Below are 17673 nucleotides of genomic sequence, written 5' to 3'. Positions count from 1 at the left end.
ATATAGAGAGGTATATATGAAAAATATTATTTTACAAACAAATCAAGATGATTGCGGAGCTGTATGTATTGCCAATATATGCAGACATTATGGTAAGCCAATAGCAGTAGAAAATATACGGGAAATCTTACGGCACAACAAAAACCGTTTGTCGGGATGGGGCATAATTCATGCCGCCGAAACCCTAGGTTTTTCGTGCCGCGGAGCTGTTTCCGAGTCAAAAGAACTTCCTAAAAACATTCCTCTGCCCTGTATTGCCCACATAGTAAAAGAAAATGAGAATTTTTATTGCACTGTTTATCGATGGGATTCAAAGTATGTTCATTTAATTGATCCTTCGGGCGGCTCTAAAAAAATAGACATAGAAACTTTTAAAAATATGTGGACGGGCGTATTTTTTATAGTTTTACCCGGCCATAATTTTTCCGGAAAAGATTCATCAAAGGGCTTGTTTAGGTTTTTGAGTATTTTAAAATCTCATAAAAAAATATGTGTTGAAATTTTTGCGGCAAGCGTTATATTGTCTTTTCTTGGTATCATAAGCGCCTTTTATTTTAGGTTTTTAATTGATGAGGTTCTAAGCTCAAGTCTAAACGACTCTCTCACAAGTTTTTCGATAGGTTTTTTAGGAGTGGTTATGTTTAGGACTCTTTTAGCTCTTGCCCGGAATCAACTCTTGATGCATATGAGTTTTAAAATAGATATGGTCTTGGTGCACCGATATTTTGAACATGTGCTTCATCTGCCGATGCGTTTTTTTACTCAAAAAAAGACAGGTGAAATTATTGCCAGGATGAACGATACGGGAACCATAAGGCAGGTAATTTCTGCTACGGCATTAACCGTAGTCTTAGATTCTCTTATGCTGATTTTCGGATCCGTATTTTTAATTTCATTGGGCTCCAATCTACTGGTTGCAGCTATTATTCCCGTTATAATCAGCTCGATTCTTGTATGGTTTTATGCAAAACCTTATCAAACAAAAATTAGAAAAAGAGCTGCTGCCGAGGCAGAAAAACATTCCTGCATTGTAGAAAGTTTAAACGGAATCGCAACAATCAAGGCTTTAGGGGCCGAAGACAAGGCTGTAGACCGTGCCGAATTTAAAATTGTAAATGCTATTCGAAAAGGAATTAATTTAGGCTCGTTTTCGAATTATCAAAACAGTATTCAAAATTTTATCGGAGGATGCGGAACTTTGGCTATTTATTGGATGGGAAGTTTGAATATATTAAACGGCTCAATGTCCTTAGGTCAGTTGATTTCTTTTGTTATTCTTTCCGGATACTTTTTAGATCCTCTTGCAAGATTATTGACTCTCCAGCCTCAGCTGCAAGAAGCCTATGTTGCAGCTGAGAGGCTTGCAGAAATTTTTGATGAAGCAACGGAAGAGGATTTGGATAACGGAAAAATTGAAACGGAAGGTTTTTCAGGAAAAATAGATATAAAAAATCTTTCTTTTAACTATGATCCGCATTTAACAAATTTGAGCAATATAAATATGAGTATCAATCCCGGGGAAAGAGTTGCCTTTGTAGGTGCCTCCGGATCGGGAAAAACGACCCTTGCGAAACTGTTAATGAAATTTTATTCTCCTCAAGAAGGTGATATTTTTATCGATAACATAAATTTAAAAGATTTAAAGACGGATTCTTATCGAAAACACATAGGTTATGTTCCGCAGGAAATACTTTTGTTTTCAGGTTCGATAGCTGAAAATATAAATTGGAGTTCAGGAAACTGCGATTATAGGCGGATGATTGCTGCGGCAGATATTTCAGGTGCTTCTTCATATATCGAAGCTCTTCCGGATAGATACAATACCTTTGTAGGAGAACATGGTACAACTCTTTCGGGTGGCGAGAGGCAGCGTATAGCTATTGCGCGTATTCTCTTACATAACCCTTCAATTCTAATTTTAGATGAAGCGACATCAGCTCTGGACGGAATTTCTGAAAATGAAATTCTAGGTACTTTAAAAGAAATTACTTCAGGGCGTACATCTATAATTATCGCACATAGGCTAAGTTCCATTAAAGACTGTGACAAGATATTTGTATTTGACAAAGGAAAAATACTTGAATCGGGGACTCATGCCGATTTGCTGGAAAAGGATGGCCTTTATTCAAAATTGTGGGAAACACAAAATGGAGCGGAGGAAATTGTAGCATGAAAAAGATATTGTATATTGAAGATTTAAGCTATACCGGAGAGGTATTACAAGAGCAAAAGACCGGTTTTTTCAGCTCTGTAATTTCTATTATTTGCCTGCTTGCGGTTTTTGGTATTTTTTGGCTTATTTTCGGAAAAAAAGAAGAAGTCATAAGGACATCAGGGATGGTGCGTCCTGTAGAAAACATTTCTTTTGTAAAAAGTTTTGCAGCAGGAACCGTAAAAAACATTTATTTTACTTCGGGACAATATGTAGAAAAAGGAGATATTCTTTTAAGCATAGACGATAAGGTCTCTGAAAAAGAAAGGCGGAATCTTGAAGATTTAATATCTAAAATTGAAAAGAAAATTAAAGATGCACGGATGTGTATTGAAAGTGCGGAAAAAGATTTAATGCTTGTACAGCCTGAAAGAGCAATAGCTTATAAACGTATGGAAAATTATTTTTCAATCAAAAATAATTTGGAAAAAACTTTAGAGACAAATTCCCAGCTGCTTGAAGAAGAAAAAGCTCTTCCCAACTTTAGCTTGGCAAGTAAAAAACTTGAAATCCTTAGTTTAAACGTTGAAAAGAACAAAAGTGATTTGGAACAATATAAAACCTCTTTTTTTCATTCTCTTCTCACCGAAAAAGAAACCTTGGAACTTCAAAAAGAAAATCTGAAAATCTCGCTTTTTAAGGTCATGGAAAATTTAAAACTTTTTAACATATACGCTACTATTTCAGGCGAAATTCAAGAAATTTCATCTTTAAATTGCGGAGACAATATTTTTAGCGGTCAAGAAATACTAAAAATTGTTCCTGCCTCTAATGATAACCTTAGAGTTGTTCTGAGGCTTCCTTCTTCACAAGCCGGTTTGATAAGGGAAGACATGAAAGTCCGTCTAAAATTTCCTGCCTTTCCTTACAGCGAATTCGGCAGTCTGGAGGGGCAGATTGAAACCATTCTTCCCGATGTTCTTTTAGGATCAAAAAATTTCGAGTATGCCGTATTTGTAAAATTAAATGGAAATAGCTTGTCTGATAAAAAAGGTATGCCCCATTTTTTAAAAACAGGCTTAGACACTGAAGCCTTTATAATAACCGAAACAGGTTCCATTCTTTCCTTTATATTAAAAAGACTGGAGGTACAATGAAAAAGTTTTTATTAGATATATTTTTTGTTTTTATTTTATTTTCGGCTTATGCTGAAGCGGATAGTGAAGTTGGAATAAAAGAATTTTTTGATAAGGTAAACCCATTAATCGAAAAAAATCCTCAATACAAAAAAATAGAATTAAACTTTAATCTGAATAAAAGGCTCAATTTTTCGGAATTTGCAAATTGGTTCCCTGCTCCGTATACTGAGTTAAATACTTCGGTTTCCGGTGTAAAGTTTGATAAACCTTATAAGTCTTTAGATCTTGTTTCGTCTTTTGGAATTAACCAACGACTTCCGCTCGGTATGAACCTTAATGTCATAGGAAAACAATCTTGCATGGTTTTTCTTGATAGTACACCGGAGTATTCGTATAAGTATAACTCTATAGCAGGTTTAAATATGCCTTTATGGTTTATGGCTCCTTCTGTTCTGCCTGATTTTGTAAAACAAGAATTCGGACTTTATCAAAAAAAGAAAAAACTTTACACGCTTGAAAGAGATTTGGATAAAAAAAAGCTGATATTAAAAACTCTTTCAGCCATCGGCTTAGAAAAAATTTTAAAGAAAAAGGTTGAGCTATTAAAACATGTTCAAAATTGGAATATTGAAGAAACCGAAAAAAATGAAGTTTTGGTTTCGCAAGGAAAGCTTTCTATTTTGGACTTTTCCGAAGCGGATAAAAAAATGAGGCAAACGGAAATTTTACTTTTTCAAACGCAACAAAATTACAATGCTCTTATTGATGAGATAGAAGCTATGGGCTTGCGTTTTTATGACTTAACTGAAGACATCGACAATTGGCTGTCTTTTTTTGAAAATTTTACCTTTTTTCTTCAAAAAGAAGCCTCTGCCGGGGACGAGGTTAGTCTTTTAAAACATCAAACTTTATGGATGGAATCGGTTAGCAATTTTCAAAGCCGAATTCCCAACTTGTTTATTTCTTTTAGTGCAGATGTACTTCCTTCAAAAGATCATTATCCGTCTTTTTCGACAGCCTTTATGGGCTATTGGAAGGATAATCCCTCAATTAAATGGTCAGTCTCTATGAATTTAAAGATAAACTTATCTCCTCTGCATGATGATTTTAGACTGAATAAAAATTTTAAAATTTTAAAAGAAATTAACTCTTTAGATGAAAATTCTTTAAAGCGTAAAATTGAAGAAGAAAAAAAAGCGGGATTAAAAGATATTAAGGAAGCTCTTTTTATGATAGAAACGGCAAAATCAGCCCTTGAAATTCAAAAAAAATACTTTACTCTTGCTGAGGAGCTTTATAAACAGGGTAAAACCGATTTTCATGAATTAGATGCTGCAAAAAATCTTTTAAAGGAAACGGAAATAAATTATTATTCGGAAAGACTATCGTATGTTTTAAAGGTTTTGCAGGTTTATAATTTTTAGAGGTTTTATACTTTTTTAGATTTATTTTTTAAAATCAGGCATTTTTTATTGAAATGCCTGATTTTAGTTTAATTTAGCTTAAAATTCCATATCAATGTATTGACAAAAAAGGCCTGATTTGATAGAATGCACGAACCTATTTTGTGGGCATTTTGCTCCTGTAGCTCAGTCGGCAGAGCACAACCATGGTAAGGTTGGGGTCAGCAGTTCAATTCTGCTCGGGAGCTTTTCGGAAACGATGACCTAGAATTTTGCGGAGGGTAAAGTAATGGCTAAAAAAACGGCTGTAGAGCTCATAGCTCTTCAATGCAGCGAATGTAAAAGAAAGAATTATACTACATCTAAGAACAGAAAAAACATTCAAGGTAAGCTTGAGCTGATGAAGTATTGTTCTTTTGATCGAAAGCATACATTGCATAAGGAAACAAAGATAAAATAACCGAATAGACCCGTGTCTGTTTAGGATGCAGGGTCTAGGTTCAATTAGGTCAGTAGCTCCAATGGTAGAGCGTCGGTCTCCAAAACCGAATGTTGAGGGTTCGAGTCCTTCCTGGCCTGTATTTTAAAAAAAACGAGGTTTTTATGGCTAAAATTGGAACTTTTTGGAAAGAATGTATAGGGGAGCTTAGAAAAGTTGTCTGGCCTACGGCTTCTGAAGTAGGGTCTTCGGTAAAGGTGGTTTTGATTTCTACCTTAATCGTAGCTGTTTTTCTCGGCGGGCTTGATGCTCTCTTTGTAGCTTGCATAGGTTGGATTTTTTAAGTAATGGCTAAGGCTTGGTATATTCTTCATACCTATTCCGGCTATGAGAATAAAATTGAAAAAACGATACGTACTCTTATAGAAAAAGGCATTATTTCTGCAGATTTTGTTACGGACATAAAAATACCTGAAGAACTTGTAATAGAAAATAAGAGCGGAAAAAAGCGCAATGTTAAGCGTAAATTTCTCCCCGGCTATATGCTTGTTGAGATGAATCTTCCCGATCTTGGCTGGAAAAACATTTGTTCCGAAATCCGCAAAATTCAGGGTGTAACCGGATTTTTGGGTACGGCAGGTAATGAAAAACCTCAGCCTATTTCTTCCGAAGAAGCAAAGGAAATTTTACAAAAAACCGGTGAAATTAAGGGTGATAAAAATATCAGGGTTATTCAGAATTTCAGTGAAGGACAGCATGTCAAAATCATTGAAGGCGCTTTTGCTTCATTTACAGGCGTTATTGATGAGGTTATGGCAGATAAAAATAAGTTAAGAGTTATGGTTGCAATTTTCGGCCGTACTACACCGGTTGAAGTTGAAATGTCTCAAGCTGAAATCATTTAAGTTTTAAATAAGGTGCGGTATCCTTTACCTGCACTTTAATTGTATATTACGGGAGGAGAGATATCTCCGTTTGTACCGGAAGGAGAGAAGATGGCAAAGAAAAAGGTTGTGACACAGATTAAACTTCAGTGTCCCGCAGGAAAAGCAACTCCTGCGCCGCCTGTAGGCCCGGCTTTAGGTCCGCACGGTGTAAGTGCGCCTCAGTTTGTACAGCAGTTCAATGACCGTACAAAGTCCATGGAGCCCGGTTTGGTTATCCCCGTTGTTATTACGGTATATGCCGATAAGAGTTTTTCTTTTATCCTCAAAACACCGCCCGCATCGGTTTTAATCAAAAAAGCCTGTAAGATTGAAAAAGGTTCTGCTGCATCGGTTACTGCAAAAGTTGGAAAACTTTCGAAGGCCGCATTGGAAGAAATCGCAAAAACAAAGATGCCCGATATCAATGCAAACGACATTGAAGCTGCAAAAAAAATCATTGCAGGAACTGCACGAAGTATGGGTGTAGAGGTGGAGCGTTAGTATGAGACACGGAAAAAATTACAAAAATGCAATTACAAAGTATGATTCTGCGGCTTCCTATGAGCTTCCCAAGGCTGTTGATATTGTCAAAGAGCTTAAATACGCCAAATTCGATGAAACAGTCGAAGTTCATGTAAGTTTGACCCTTGGTAAGGGACAGAGTGTTAGAGATACCCTTGTTCTACCCCATCAGTTTAGGGGTGAAAAGAAAGTTTTGGTTTTTTGTACCGATGACAGAGTAAAAGAAGCTCTTGATGCAGGAGCTGCCTATGCAGGTTCTACGGAATACATTGAAAAGGTAAAGGGAGGCTGGCTTGATTTTGACATTGCCGTTGCTACCCCTGACATGATGAAGGATGTAGGACGTTTGGGTATGGTTCTCGGCCGTAGAGGTTTAATGCCTAACCCCAAAACAGGAACGGTTACCACGGATATTGCAAGCGCTATAAATGAGCTTAAGAAAGGCCGTGTGGAATTCCGTGCCGACAAGGGCGGGGTTGTGCACCTCCCTGTAGGAAAAGTCTCTATGGATTCTTCCAAAATTGTAGAAAACGTACAGGCTCTTATAAACGAAACGATGAGAAAAAAGCCTGCCGATGCAAAAGGCGACTATATCAGATCCGTATCGATAAGTTCGACAATGGGCCCCGGCGTTTGGGTTGATTATAAGGTAGGAGAGTAAAATGGCATTAAGAACAAAAAATCCGAATAGCCAAAAAATCGAAGCGATTGAAAACATCAAAAAAGATGTAAAAGCCTCCTCCGCTTTTATTTTTACCGAGTACAGAGGCTTAAAGGTTGAGCAGATTACCGAGCTCCGCAAAAAGCTTAGGGAAAATGCTTGCACATACAAGGTTGTACGTAATAATTTTGCACGCATTGCTTTTGAAGATGCCGATATTAAGGATGTAGATTCTTGGTTAACAGGGCCTACAGCCTTGGCAATGATTTCAGAAGATGCAAACCTTGCTGCAAAAACCTTGTTTGAATATGCAAAAGATACTCCGGCTCTTGTAATTAAGGGTGCGGTAGTTGACGGTGAAATTTATGATGCCAAACAAATTGAGGCGTTTTCAAAACTTCCCGGCAAAAAAGACCTTATTGCAATGTTTATGTCTACAGTCAATGCTACAACTTCCAAGTTTGTACGTACCTTACAGGCGATTGTGGATAAGGGCGGCCTCGATGGCGGTCCTCAGGGTGATGCTCAAGCCGGTGCTCCCGCAGAAGCAAAAGCTGAAGCTTCTGCTTCAGAGGCTTAAAACTAAGGAATCTTTTAGGAGTTTTCCGAAAAGATTTTTAAGCAGTCAGGCTTCAAAGGCTTGCCCCCTGTCTGCTTAAGGTGCTTAAAAGCACAAAATTTTAAATTTAAGGAGAAGATAATATGGCAGCATTAACAAATGAACAAATTATTGAAGCAATCGGCGAAAAAACGATTCTCGAACTTTCCGAGCTTATCAAAGCTATGGAAGAAAAATTCGGCGTAACAGCCGCTGCTCCCGTTGCAGTAGTTGCAGGCGGAGCTGCAGGAGGCGGAACCGCTGAAGAAGAGAAGACGGAATTTACCGTTACTCTTAAAGGCCTCGCTGATCCCGGTAAAAAAATCGGTGTTATCAAGGAAGTTCGAAACGTTATTCCCGGCCTCGGCTTGAAGGAAGCTAAAGAGCTTGTTGAAGGAGCTCCGAAAGTTCTTAAAGAAGATGTTTCTAAAGAAGAAGCAGCCAAGATTAAGGAAGCTATTACAGCCGCCGGCGGTGAAGTTGAAATTGCTTAATAAGCAAAATACCGGTTTTAAGCCGGACATTGTTATGCTTCTTTTTAAAAGAAGCATAACATCATAAACAATAAATTTTCTCTAAGACTTCCTGTATGAATTTTCAGGAAGTCTTTTTGTGATTAAATATAAAATTGGGGGTAAGGAATGTTTGCAAGAGGCCAAAAGATAGATCGAAGATATTATGGTAAGGATGTTCCGAATTTTATGGAACTTCCTAACCTTATAGATATTCAGATTCAATCTTACAATAAATTTTTAAACAAAGAAAAAAAGACGGATGAGGCCGATATTGAGGGTTTAGAATCGGTTTTTAATACAACTTTTCCTATAGAAAGTATAAATGAAGACATGGCTTTGCAATATCTTTCCTATTCTCTCGATTATGACAGTATTAAATTTTCAGAAATTGAATGTAAACAAAAGGGTTTAACATATTCTGTTCCCTTAAAAGCCGAAATAGATTTATTTTTTAAAGAAACTAAAGAAATACGCCGCAAAAACATATATATGGGCGATATTCCGTTAATGACTGAAAGAGGAACCTTTATTATCAACGGAGCGGAACGGGTTGTAGTTTCTCAGATTCACCGTTCGCCGGGTGTAATCTTTTCGCATGAAAAAGGCGTTTACTCAAGCCGCATTATTCCCTACCGCGGAACATGGCTTGAATTTGAAATAGATCAGAAAAAAGAGCTTATTTATGCAAAGCTAGACAGTAAAAAGCGAATTTTAGGTACGATATTTTTACGCGCTCTCGGATATGATACAAGAGAAAAAATTATCGACCTTTTCTATAAGACTAAGACGGCAAAAATATCTGCCGACAGGTCGGAATATGAAGAACTGATCGGTCAAGTTTTAGCCCGTGATGTTTTTGTGAAAGGTGAGGATGGCGAAAAACGGAAAATGCATCAAGCCGGTGAAAAGATCCATCCCCATAACATAGACGATTTAATTCAAAGCGGAGTTAAAAAGATAACGATAATCGACTTTAAGGCAAAGGATTCTTTGGATTCTCAGATCATCATCAACTGCTTTGAAAGAGAGGAAATTAAGTATACTCCCGACCCTGCCGTAAACGATGAGCCGACAGTTGAAGATGCCTTAAACGCAGTCTACAGCGTTATACGTCCGGGAGATCCTATTACATACGAAAATGCAAAAGAAGACCTGCACAATATGTTCTTTACGGCCCGCCGATACGATATAGGTAAGGTCGGCCGATATAAATTAAACAAAAAATTCGACTATCCCGATGATGTGCAAGGCACAACCTTAATTGAAGAAGACATCTTTAAAACGATGAAGCTTTTGATCAAGGTCTACATAGGAGAAGAAAGTGTTGACGATATTGACCATCTGGGTAACAGGAGAATTAGGTCAGTCGGCGAAATTATGACCGATGTTCTAAAAAAAGCCTTCTCCAGAATGGAACGTATTGCCCGCGACAGGATGAGCTCCAAGGAGATGGATACCATCAAACCTCAGGACTTAATTTCCATTAAGCCCATTGTTGCAGCTATCAAAGAATTTTTCGGGGCAAGCCAATTGTCCCAGTTCATGGATCAGGTAAACCCCTTGGCCGAGCTTACTCATAAGCGCCGTCTTAACGCTTTAGGCCCCGGCGGTCTTTCACGAGACAGGGCGGGCTTTGAGGTCCGTGAAGTTCACTATACCCACTACGGAAGAATGTGCCCGATCGAGACCCCTGAAGGCCCGAATATAGGACTCATAGTTTCTATGGCAAACTATGCCCGTGTAAACGAATACGGTTTTTTGGAAGCCCCCTATGTAAAGGTTGTAAACGGGGTTGCTACACGAGAAATCGAATACTTGTCTGCAATGGATGAAGACAAGTACTTTATAGGTCAGGTTTCTTCCGCTATAGGAAAGGATGGAAAAATCAATACGGATCAGGTTTCATGCCGAAGACTTGGAGACTATACTTCAAGAAGCCCGAAAGATATTCAGTACATGGATGTTTCTCCGAAACAGATTATATCCGTTTCGGCTTCTCTAATTCCCTTCCTTGAGCATGACGATGCTAACCGTGCCCTCATGGGTTCTAACATGCAGCGCCAGGCCGTTCCTCTTGTTTTCCCTGAGCCGCCCCGTGTCGGAACCGGTATGGAAAAAAAGTGCGCCTATGATTCGGGCGTTTTGATTAAGGCAAAGAGGGCGGGGAAGGTTGAGTTCGTTTCTTCCGATCAGATTATTATCTCCCCCGAAAAGGGAAAAAATAAAGAAGATAAGGACGAATACACTCTCTTAAAATATCAAAGGACTAACCAAGAAACATGCTATCATCAGCGCCCCATCGTAAATGTGGGAGATGCCGTAAAAGAAGGACAGCCCATAGCTGACGGGCCTGCAACCTATAACGGAGAGTTGGCCCTAGGCCGAAACATCCTTGTAGGCTTTGTTCCTTGGAACGGTTACAACTATGAGGATGCTATTTTAATTTCACGCAGAGTTGTAAAAGAAGATATGTTCACTTCTATTCATATAAAAGAGCTTTCAACCGATGTTCGGGAAACAAAGCTGGGTGCCGAAAAGATGACCTGTGATATTCCGAATAAGTCCGAAAAGAGCTTGGATGACCTCGACAGTGAAGGTATTATACGGATCGGCTCTAAGGTAAAGCCCGGAGACATCCTTGTAGGAAAGGTTACCCCCAAGAGCGAAAGCGATACAACCCCTGAGTTTAAGCTCCTTAATTCTATCTTCGGTGAAAAGGCTAAGGAAGTGCGGGATACCTCCCTGCGTGTTCCCCACGGAACTGAGGGCACGGTTATCGATGTTCAGCGCTTAAAGAGGGATCAGGGAGATGACTTGAGTCCCGGTGTAGATGAGGTTGTAAAAGTTTTAATCGCCACAAAGAGGAAGCTCCGAGAGGGAGATAAGATGGCAGGCCGCCACGGAAACAAGGGGCTTGTAGCCAGAATTCTCCCCGAAGAAGATATGCCCTACATGGAAGACGGAACACCGCTCGATATTTGTCTAAACCCGCTCGGCGTTCCATCCCGAATGAATGTCGGACAGATTTTGGAATCGGAGCTAGGCCTTGCAGGATTAAAATTGAATGAGTGGTACGAATCTCCCGTTTTTGAGTCTCCCAGCATGGAGCAGATTGAAGCAAAGCTCAAGGCCGCAGGTTATCCTACAAATTCTAAGGTAAAACTCAGAGACGGTTTAACCGGCCGCCTCTTTGAAAACGATGTCTTTGTCGGTGTTATCTACTTTTTAAAGCTGGCTCACTTGGTAGACGACAAGATGCATGCACGGTCAACAGGCCCCTATTCTCTTGTTACTCAGCAGCCCTTGGGCGGTAAGGCCCAGTTCGGCGGCCAGCGCTTGGGAGAAATGGAAGTTTGGGCACTTGAAGCCTATGGTGCTGCCAACACATTACAGGAGCTTATCACAATCAAGTCCGACGATATGCACGGACGGTCTAAAATATATGAATCCATCGTTAAGGGCGAGCCTTCAAGCTCTGCCGGTATCCCCGAATCCTTTAACGTATTGGTTCAGGAATTAAGAGGCTTAGCTCTCGACTTTACAATCTATGACGCAAAGGGTCAGCAAATTCCTTTAACCGAAAGGGATGAAGAGCTAATTAAACGCGAAAAAACGAGTACTAACTTTTAACGGAAAGGAGAGGGAAAGATTATGAGAGATATACAAGATTTTGACAGCTTGATGATAAAACTTGCTTCACCCGATACTATAAGGGCTTGGTCCTACGGGGAAGTAAAAAAGCCTGAAACAATCAATTACCGAACCTTGCGCCCTGAGAGGGACGGCTTGTTTTGCGAAAGAATATTCGGAACTACAAAGGAATGGGAATGTTTTTGCGGAAAATTTAAATCAATCCGTTATAAGGGCGTTATCTGCGACCGCTGCGGTGTTGAGGTTACTCATTTTAAAGTCCGTCGTGAACGTATGGGGCACATAGAACTTGCAGCTCCCGTTTCTCATATTTGGTATTACCGCTCGGTACCGAGCCGAATGGGACTTTTGCTTAACTTGCAGGTTGCAGCCCTAAGATCTGTTTTGTACTACGAAAAATACATTGTTATAGATGCAAACGATACAGACTTAGAACCCATGCAGCTTTTAACTGAGGATGAGTACAGGGATGCTCACGAGCGCTATGGAGCCGCCTTTACTGCAGGTATGGGAGCAGGGGCTATTAAAACCCTTCTTCAAAACATAAATTTAGATGAACTTGCAGCCCAGCTCCGTGCTAAAATGATTGAAAAAGGTGCAAAAAGCGATCAACGCCTTTTACGCAGAATCGAAATAGTCGAAAATTTTAGAGCATCGGGCAACAAACCCGAATGGATGATTCTTGATGTTATTCCGGTTATTCCTCCGGATTTACGCCCCATGGTTCAGCTTGACGGAGGCCGCTTTGCAACCTCCGACCTTAATGATTTATACAGAAGAGTTATCCACCGAAACAGCCGTTTGAGTAAACTCATGGAATTAAAGGCTCCCGATATTATTATCAGGAACGAAAAGAGAATGCTCCAAGAAGCGGTTGATGCTTTATTTGATAACTCAAAGCGTAAAAAGGCTATTAAGGGAGCTTCAAATAGACCCTTAAAATCGATTTCAGACCTTTTAAAGGGAAAACAGGGAAGGTTCCGCCAAAACCTTTTAGGTAAACGTGTTGATTATTCAGGCCGATCAGTTATCGTTGTAGGCCCCGAGCTCAAACTTTGGCAGTGCGGTTTGCCCACAAAGATGGCCTTGGAGCTATTCAAACCCTTTATAATGAAAAAACTTGTTCAAAAGGAAGTCGTTTCCAATATTAAAAAGGCTAAACTTCTTGTTGAGCAGGAAGCTGCCGAAGTTTTCGCTGTCCTTGATGAGGTTGTAAGCGAACATCCGGTTCTTTTAAACCGTGCTCCGACTCTCCACCGCTTGGGTATTCAGGCCTTTGAGCCTGTTTTGGTAGAAGGAAAAGCTATCCGTCTTCACCCTCTAGTATGTAAGGCTTTTAACGCCGACTTTGACGGCGACCAAATGGCTATCCACGTTCCGCTGACTCAGGCTGCCCAAATGGAGTGCTGGACACTGATGCTTTCAGCCCGAAACCTGCTTGACCCTGCAAACGGAAAAACAATAGTCTTCCCGACGCAGGACATGGTTTTAGGCCTTTACTATCTTACAAAAGAAAGAGCTTTGCCTGAGGGTAAAAAAGAGCGCCGCTATTCTTCCGTTGCAGAAGTTTTGATGGCCGCAGAATGTCATGCCGTCGGCTGGCAGGAACCTGTTTTAATAGATTATGAAACGGAGCCCGGTAAGATTGAAACCGTAAGGACAACGCCGGGAAGAATCCTATTTAACGAAGAAATGCCCGAAGGTGTTCCATTTACAAATGATGCATTAAACGATAAAAAAATACGAAAACTAATAGAAGGTGTTTTTAAAGCTAAGGGCCCGTGGCTGGCTGTTCAGCTTTTGGACAAGCTAAAGGCTGTCGGTTATAAGTATGCTACATATTTCGGGGCAACTTTGAGTATGGAAGATATGATTATTCCTCCTGAAAAGGCAGGAATGCTCGAAAAGGCCAATAAAGAGGTTTTGGAAATATATAACCAGTATAAGGGCGGTCATATAACCCAAGAAGAACGCTATAACCGCGTTGTTGACGTTTGGCAAAAGACTAACTCCAATCTTAAAGAAATTCTTATGAACCGTCTGCAAGAAGACAAGGGTGGATTTAACACGATTCATATGATGGAAACTTCTGGAGCGAGAGGTTCTAAGGATCAGATAAATCAGCTTGCAGGAATGCGCGGTCTTATGTCCAAACCTACGGGAGACATCATAGAACTCCCGATTAGATCGAACTTTAAAGAAGGCTTAAACGTTATGGAATTCTTTATTTCGACTAACGGTGCCCGAAAAGGTTTGACCGACACGGCTCTTAAAACATCGGATGCCGGTTACCTGACCCGCCGTCTCGTCGATATTGCCCAAAACGTAGTTGTAAACGAAGAAGACTGCGGTACCATTAACGGTATAGAATATGCCGCAATTAAACGAGGAGACGAAATCCGTGAGTCCTTGAGCGAGCGTATTGCCGGAAAATACACTCTGGAAAGGGTTATTCACCCCATTACGGGAGAGCTTCTCATAGATGTAAACGAATATATTACCGATGAAACAGCTAAGAAGATAGAAGAAGCCGGTGTTGAAACCGTTAAGCTCCGCACCGTTTTAACCTGCGAATCAAAGCACGGTGTTTGTGTTAAGTGTTACGGACGGGATCTTGCCCGAAACAGAATTGTCCGAATAGGGGAGGCTGTAGGTATTATCGCAGCCCAGTCCATCGGCCAGCCCGGTACACAGCTTACGATGCGTACTTTCCATGAAGGCGGTACGGCTTCTAAAAACGTTGAAGAGAACAGGATCGTATTTAACGATTATTCTATCATCGTTAGAGGCATAAAGGGCTCTTATGTAACACTCAAAAACGGACACTTCCTGTTTACAAGAAAGGGAGAATTTACCTTCAGCAGGGTATTAAACGAATATGCTCTTAAAAAAGGTGAAACACCTCTTGTAAGTACGGGAACGAGGGTAGTAAAGGGCAATCCTCTTTATACCTTAAAAAACGGAAAAGAAGTGCTTTCAGAAAATATAGCCATTGCCGAAGTCAGGGATAATATTATCTATTTGACCGGTCAGGATCAGACAATAGAGATAAGAAACGGTTCCGAGGTTATAGTAAAAGAAAATGAGGTTATAAAGGCCGGAGAAACAATCGGTACCTTCGACCCCTTTGCAGATCCTATTTTGGCGGAATATGACGGTTTTGTTCGATTTGAGGATATTTTGCCCGGAACGACCCTAAAAGAAGAAGCTGACGAGGAAACTGGTGTTGTCGAAAAACGAATAAGCGATGCTCACTTTGATAAGATGCAGCCCCGTATCTTTATTTCGGATGAATCGGGTAACCCCGTAGGTGAAGACTCTTACTTCCTCCCCGGAGGTGCTCAGCTTTTGGTTGAAGAAGGTCAAGAAATTAAGGCAGGTGCAATCCTTGCAAAGATAGCAAAAGAGTCGGTAAAGACAAAGGATATTACCGGAGGTCTTCCTCGAGTTTCGGAACTTCTTGAAGCGCGAAAGCCTAAGTCCCCTGCCGTTCTTGCAGCTATTGCAGGTGTTGTTACCATTAAGAAAGGCTTACTCAAGGGTAAGAGAACTATTATGGTTCGGGACGAATACGGCCATGACGTAAAACACTTGGTTCCTATCGGAAAGAGAATGCTTGTCCGTGACGGAGATACGGTAAAAGCCGGTGAGCCCTTGTGTGACGGCAGCTTTGATCCGCACGATATTTTAAATATCCTTGGTGAGAACGCTCTTCAAAACTACTTGATGAAGGAAATCAAAGAAGTCTATGATGCTCAGGGTGTTACCATAAATGATAAACATGTGGGTATAATCGTACGCCAGATGCTCCGAAAGGTAAAGATTGTTTCGGTTGGAGATACCAAGTTTATCTTTGACCAGCAGATAGATAAATACCGCTTCCACGAAGAAAATAAGAGGGTTAAGGAAGAAGGCGGTCAGCCTGCCGTTGCCCGTCCTATGTTCCAAGGAATTACAAAAGCTGCCTTAAATATCGACTCCTTTATTTCGGCGGCCTCTTTCCAAGAGACTACAAAGGTTCTTACAAATGCCGCTATTGCAGGTTCATCGGACGAGCTTCGCGGTCTAAAGGAAAACGTAATTATAGGCCATCTAATTCCTGCCGGAACCGGTATGAAGCAGTACCGCGACATAAAACTTTTTGATAAAAACAAGAGCGACTTGGATGTTCAGATGAACGAAATCCTTGAACGCCGAAGGCTTGAAGCCGAGGCTGCTCAAGCTCTTGAAGAAAAAGAACTTATTGAAGAAGAAAGCTTCTTGGACGATATCTAAAATCTAGGGAAAGGGAGGAACCCCCGTTCAGAGCAGGGGTTACCTCCCTTTCCCTATGACCCCGTCCCTCTTGACCTCGAAGCTACGCTGGTTGTACCCGCGCTGCCAAAGGGCTTGCCGCCCTTTGGACCCCCTGCTTTTTACAAAAATTTTGGTTTACTCTTTGGTTGAGTTGGGGAGTAGTATGGGCTTTGTTTCTGTGCTATAAAAATATCGTAAGTAAGTTTGAGGTAAACTTCGAAAAACTTCAGTTTTTCGAAGTTTACATAAACAATACAATAGACAGACTACATAAAAATTTGCTATAATAAAAAAATGTTATACCATATTGCAGAACTGCTCGGTCCATATTTCGGGCCGATGAGACTTTTACAATCCTATGCCGTTTTAATTTCTTTAGGCCTATTTTTGGGCTTTTTAATCACTGTTTTACTCTTGCCTAAATTTTATTCTAAATTGCCTAAAGACAGGGGGCGGGAATTTACTGTAAACCCCGAAGCTGCCGTGGGAAAACCTACGGGAGGCGGAGCGGTATTTATTTCCATCTTTGTGCTATGTGTCTTTTTATTGATTACACCGACCCTTACGCAAAGCCTTGTTTTGGTTATAACATTTGCCGTTATGCTGACTGGCTTTTTAGATGACAGATCCGAAAAATCTTGGGGTGAATATTTAAAGGGCGGCTTGGATTTTATTTTATCGGCCGTAACAGCTCTTGTTATTTTTTATATCTATTTTGAAGGAAAGGTTTCTTTTTGGCTTCCCTTTACATCGAGCCTTATTGAAGTTCATCCTATTGTGTTCTTTGCCGTTTCTATAATTATTTTATGGATTTCGATTAATACAACAAACTGTACGGACGGAGTTGACGGCCTTTCGGGAACCCTTATCCTCTTAGCCCTTGTTTCCCTCGGCATAGTTTTTTACTTTGTTTTGGGACATGTAAAAGTTGCGGCCTATCTTTTGGTTCCCAATATTAATACGGGTGCAAAATGGGCAGTTATGATTTTTACCCTTTGCGGAGTTCTTACAGGTTATCTTTGGCATAATGCCTATCCGAGTAAGGTACTTATGGGAGACGCAGGTTCGCGTGCTTTGGGCTTTTTTATCGGCGTTCTCGTAATTATTTCGCGGAATCCCTTTATACTTTTGATGACGAGCGGTGTTATCCTCATAAACGGAGGAACAGGTATTTTAAAAGTAGTTATGTTACGCTTTTTTAAAATCCGTATTTTTAAAAACATCAGATTTCCTCTTCATGACCACATGAAAAAAAACTTGCAATGGTCGCCGACTCAGGTTTTAATCCGCTTTGTGATTGTCCAAATTCTTATTACGATTGTTATCTTAGGAATTCTATTTAAAATTCGATAGGCTTATAATTTTTAAGGC

13 protein-coding genes and 2 tRNA genes are annotated in these 17673 nt (G+C 40.3%); all 15 read left to right on the top strand.

The features are described 5' to 3' along the window. Positions 1-16: 16 nt before the first annotated feature. The 15 genes from JO40_RS00785 to JO40_RS00715 all read left to right on the top strand — a co-directional run bounded on the left by JO40_RS00785 (position 17) and on the right by JO40_RS00715 (position 17655). Positions 17-2173, top strand: a complete 2157-nt coding sequence (locus JO40_RS00785) for a peptidase domain-containing ABC transporter (protein ID WP_044977411.1) — start codon at positions 17-19, stop codon at positions 2171-2173. Then, positions 2170-3309, top strand: coding sequence for an HlyD family secretion protein (locus JO40_RS00780; protein WP_044977409.1), 1140 nt, complete (start codon positions 2170-2172; stop codon positions 3307-3309). The genes JO40_RS00785 and JO40_RS00780 overlap by 4 nt, the downstream gene beginning before the upstream one ends. Next, complete coding sequence (locus JO40_RS00775; protein WP_044977407.1) at positions 3306-4715, top strand: TolC family protein; 1410 nt, start codon at positions 3306-3308, stop codon at positions 4713-4715. The genes JO40_RS00780 and JO40_RS00775 overlap by 4 nt, the downstream gene beginning before the upstream one ends. Positions 4716-4869: 154 nt before the next feature. After that, a tRNA-Thr gene (locus JO40_RS00770) sits at positions 4870-4942 on the top strand. 41 nt (positions 4943-4983) lie between these two features. Further along, positions 4984-5154, top strand: a complete 171-nt coding sequence (rpmG, locus tag JO40_RS00765) for a 50S ribosomal protein L33 (RefSeq protein WP_044977405.1) — start codon at positions 4984-4986, stop codon at positions 5152-5154. A gap of 46 nt (positions 5155-5200) precedes the next feature. Further along, positions 5201-5273 (top strand) — tRNA-Trp (locus tag JO40_RS00760). Positions 5274-5297: 24 nt separating this feature from the next. Continuing rightward, positions 5298-5477, top strand: coding sequence for a preprotein translocase subunit SecE (secE, locus tag JO40_RS00755; protein WP_044979646.1), 180 nt, complete (start codon positions 5298-5300; stop codon positions 5475-5477). Between the two features lie 3 nt (positions 5478-5480). Then, a complete protein-coding gene (gene nusG / locus JO40_RS00750) occupies positions 5481-6038 on the top strand; it encodes a transcription termination/antitermination protein NusG (protein ID WP_044977403.1) in 558 nt (185 codons plus the stop codon). Between the two features lie 90 nt (positions 6039-6128). Further along, positions 6129-6560, top strand: a complete 432-nt coding sequence (gene rplK, locus JO40_RS00745) for a 50S ribosomal protein L11 (RefSeq protein WP_044977401.1) — start codon at positions 6129-6131, stop codon at positions 6558-6560. 1 nt (position 6561) lies between these two features. Then, on the top strand, positions 6562-7242 hold the full coding sequence (gene rplA / locus JO40_RS00740) for a 50S ribosomal protein L1 (protein WP_044977400.1): 681 nt from the start codon (positions 6562-6564) through the stop codon (positions 7240-7242). Position 7243: 1 nt separating this feature from the next. Beyond that, positions 7244-7822, top strand: coding sequence for a 50S ribosomal protein L10 (gene rplJ, locus JO40_RS00735; RefSeq protein WP_044977398.1), 579 nt, complete (start codon positions 7244-7246; stop codon positions 7820-7822). Between the two features lie 122 nt (positions 7823-7944). Beyond that, a complete protein-coding gene (gene rplL, locus JO40_RS00730) occupies positions 7945-8334 on the top strand; it encodes a 50S ribosomal protein L7/L12 (RefSeq protein ID WP_044977397.1) in 390 nt (129 codons plus the stop codon). 147 nt (positions 8335-8481) lie between these two features. Then, a complete protein-coding gene (gene rpoB, locus JO40_RS00725; protein ID WP_044977396.1) occupies positions 8482-11985 on the top strand; it encodes a DNA-directed RNA polymerase subunit beta in 3504 nt (1167 codons plus the stop codon). Between the two features lie 21 nt (positions 11986-12006). Beyond that, a complete protein-coding gene (gene rpoC, locus JO40_RS00720) occupies positions 12007-16281 on the top strand; it encodes a DNA-directed RNA polymerase subunit beta' (protein WP_044977394.1) in 4275 nt (1424 codons plus the stop codon). 315 nt (positions 16282-16596) lie between these two features. Further along, the gene (locus JO40_RS00715; protein WP_044977392.1) at positions 16597-17655 is read left to right on the top strand and encodes a phospho-N-acetylmuramoyl-pentapeptide-transferase; all 1059 of its coding nucleotides are present in this window, start codon (positions 16597-16599) and stop codon (positions 17653-17655) included. The last annotated feature ends 18 nt before the right edge of the window (positions 17656-17673 follow it).

Origin of the sequence: Treponema putidum (assembly GCF_000755145.1) — a bacterium.
GTDB lineage: Bacteria > Spirochaetota > Spirochaetia > Treponematales > Treponemataceae > Treponema_B > Treponema_B putidum.
This window is presented reverse-complemented; position numbering and strand designations above follow the sequence as displayed.

Coding starts and splice junctions, on each gene's coding strand:
- rplA (WP_044977400.1), top strand. CDS start 6,562: ATGAGACACGGAAAAAATTACAAAAATGCAATTACAAAGTATGATTCT.
- rplL (WP_044977397.1), top strand. CDS start 7,945: ATGGCAGCATTAACAAATGAACAAATTATTGAAGCAATCGGCGAAAAA.
- JO40_RS00780 (WP_044977409.1), top strand. CDS start 2,170: ATGAAAAAGATATTGTATATTGAAGATTTAAGCTATACCGGAGAGGTA.
- secE (WP_044979646.1), top strand. CDS start 5,298: ATGGCTAAAATTGGAACTTTTTGGAAAGAATGTATAGGGGAGCTTAGA.
- rpoC (WP_044977394.1), top strand. CDS start 12,007: ATGAGAGATATACAAGATTTTGACAGCTTGATGATAAAACTTGCTTCA.
- rplK (WP_044977401.1), top strand. CDS start 6,129: ATGGCAAAGAAAAAGGTTGTGACACAGATTAAACTTCAGTGTCCCGCA.
- JO40_RS00775 (WP_044977407.1), top strand. CDS start 3,306: ATGAAAAAGTTTTTATTAGATATATTTTTTGTTTTTATTTTATTTTCG.
- rpmG (WP_044977405.1), top strand. CDS start 4,984: ATGGCTAAAAAAACGGCTGTAGAGCTCATAGCTCTTCAATGCAGCGAA.
- JO40_RS00715 (WP_044977392.1), top strand. CDS start 16,597: ATGTTATACCATATTGCAGAACTGCTCGGTCCATATTTCGGGCCGATG.
- JO40_RS00785 (WP_044977411.1), top strand. CDS start 17: ATGAAAAATATTATTTTACAAACAAATCAAGATGATTGCGGAGCTGTA.
- nusG (WP_044977403.1), top strand. CDS start 5,481: ATGGCTAAGGCTTGGTATATTCTTCATACCTATTCCGGCTATGAGAAT.
- rpoB (WP_044977396.1), top strand. CDS start 8,482: ATGTTTGCAAGAGGCCAAAAGATAGATCGAAGATATTATGGTAAGGAT.
- rplJ (WP_044977398.1), top strand. CDS start 7,244: ATGGCATTAAGAACAAAAAATCCGAATAGCCAAAAAATCGAAGCGATT.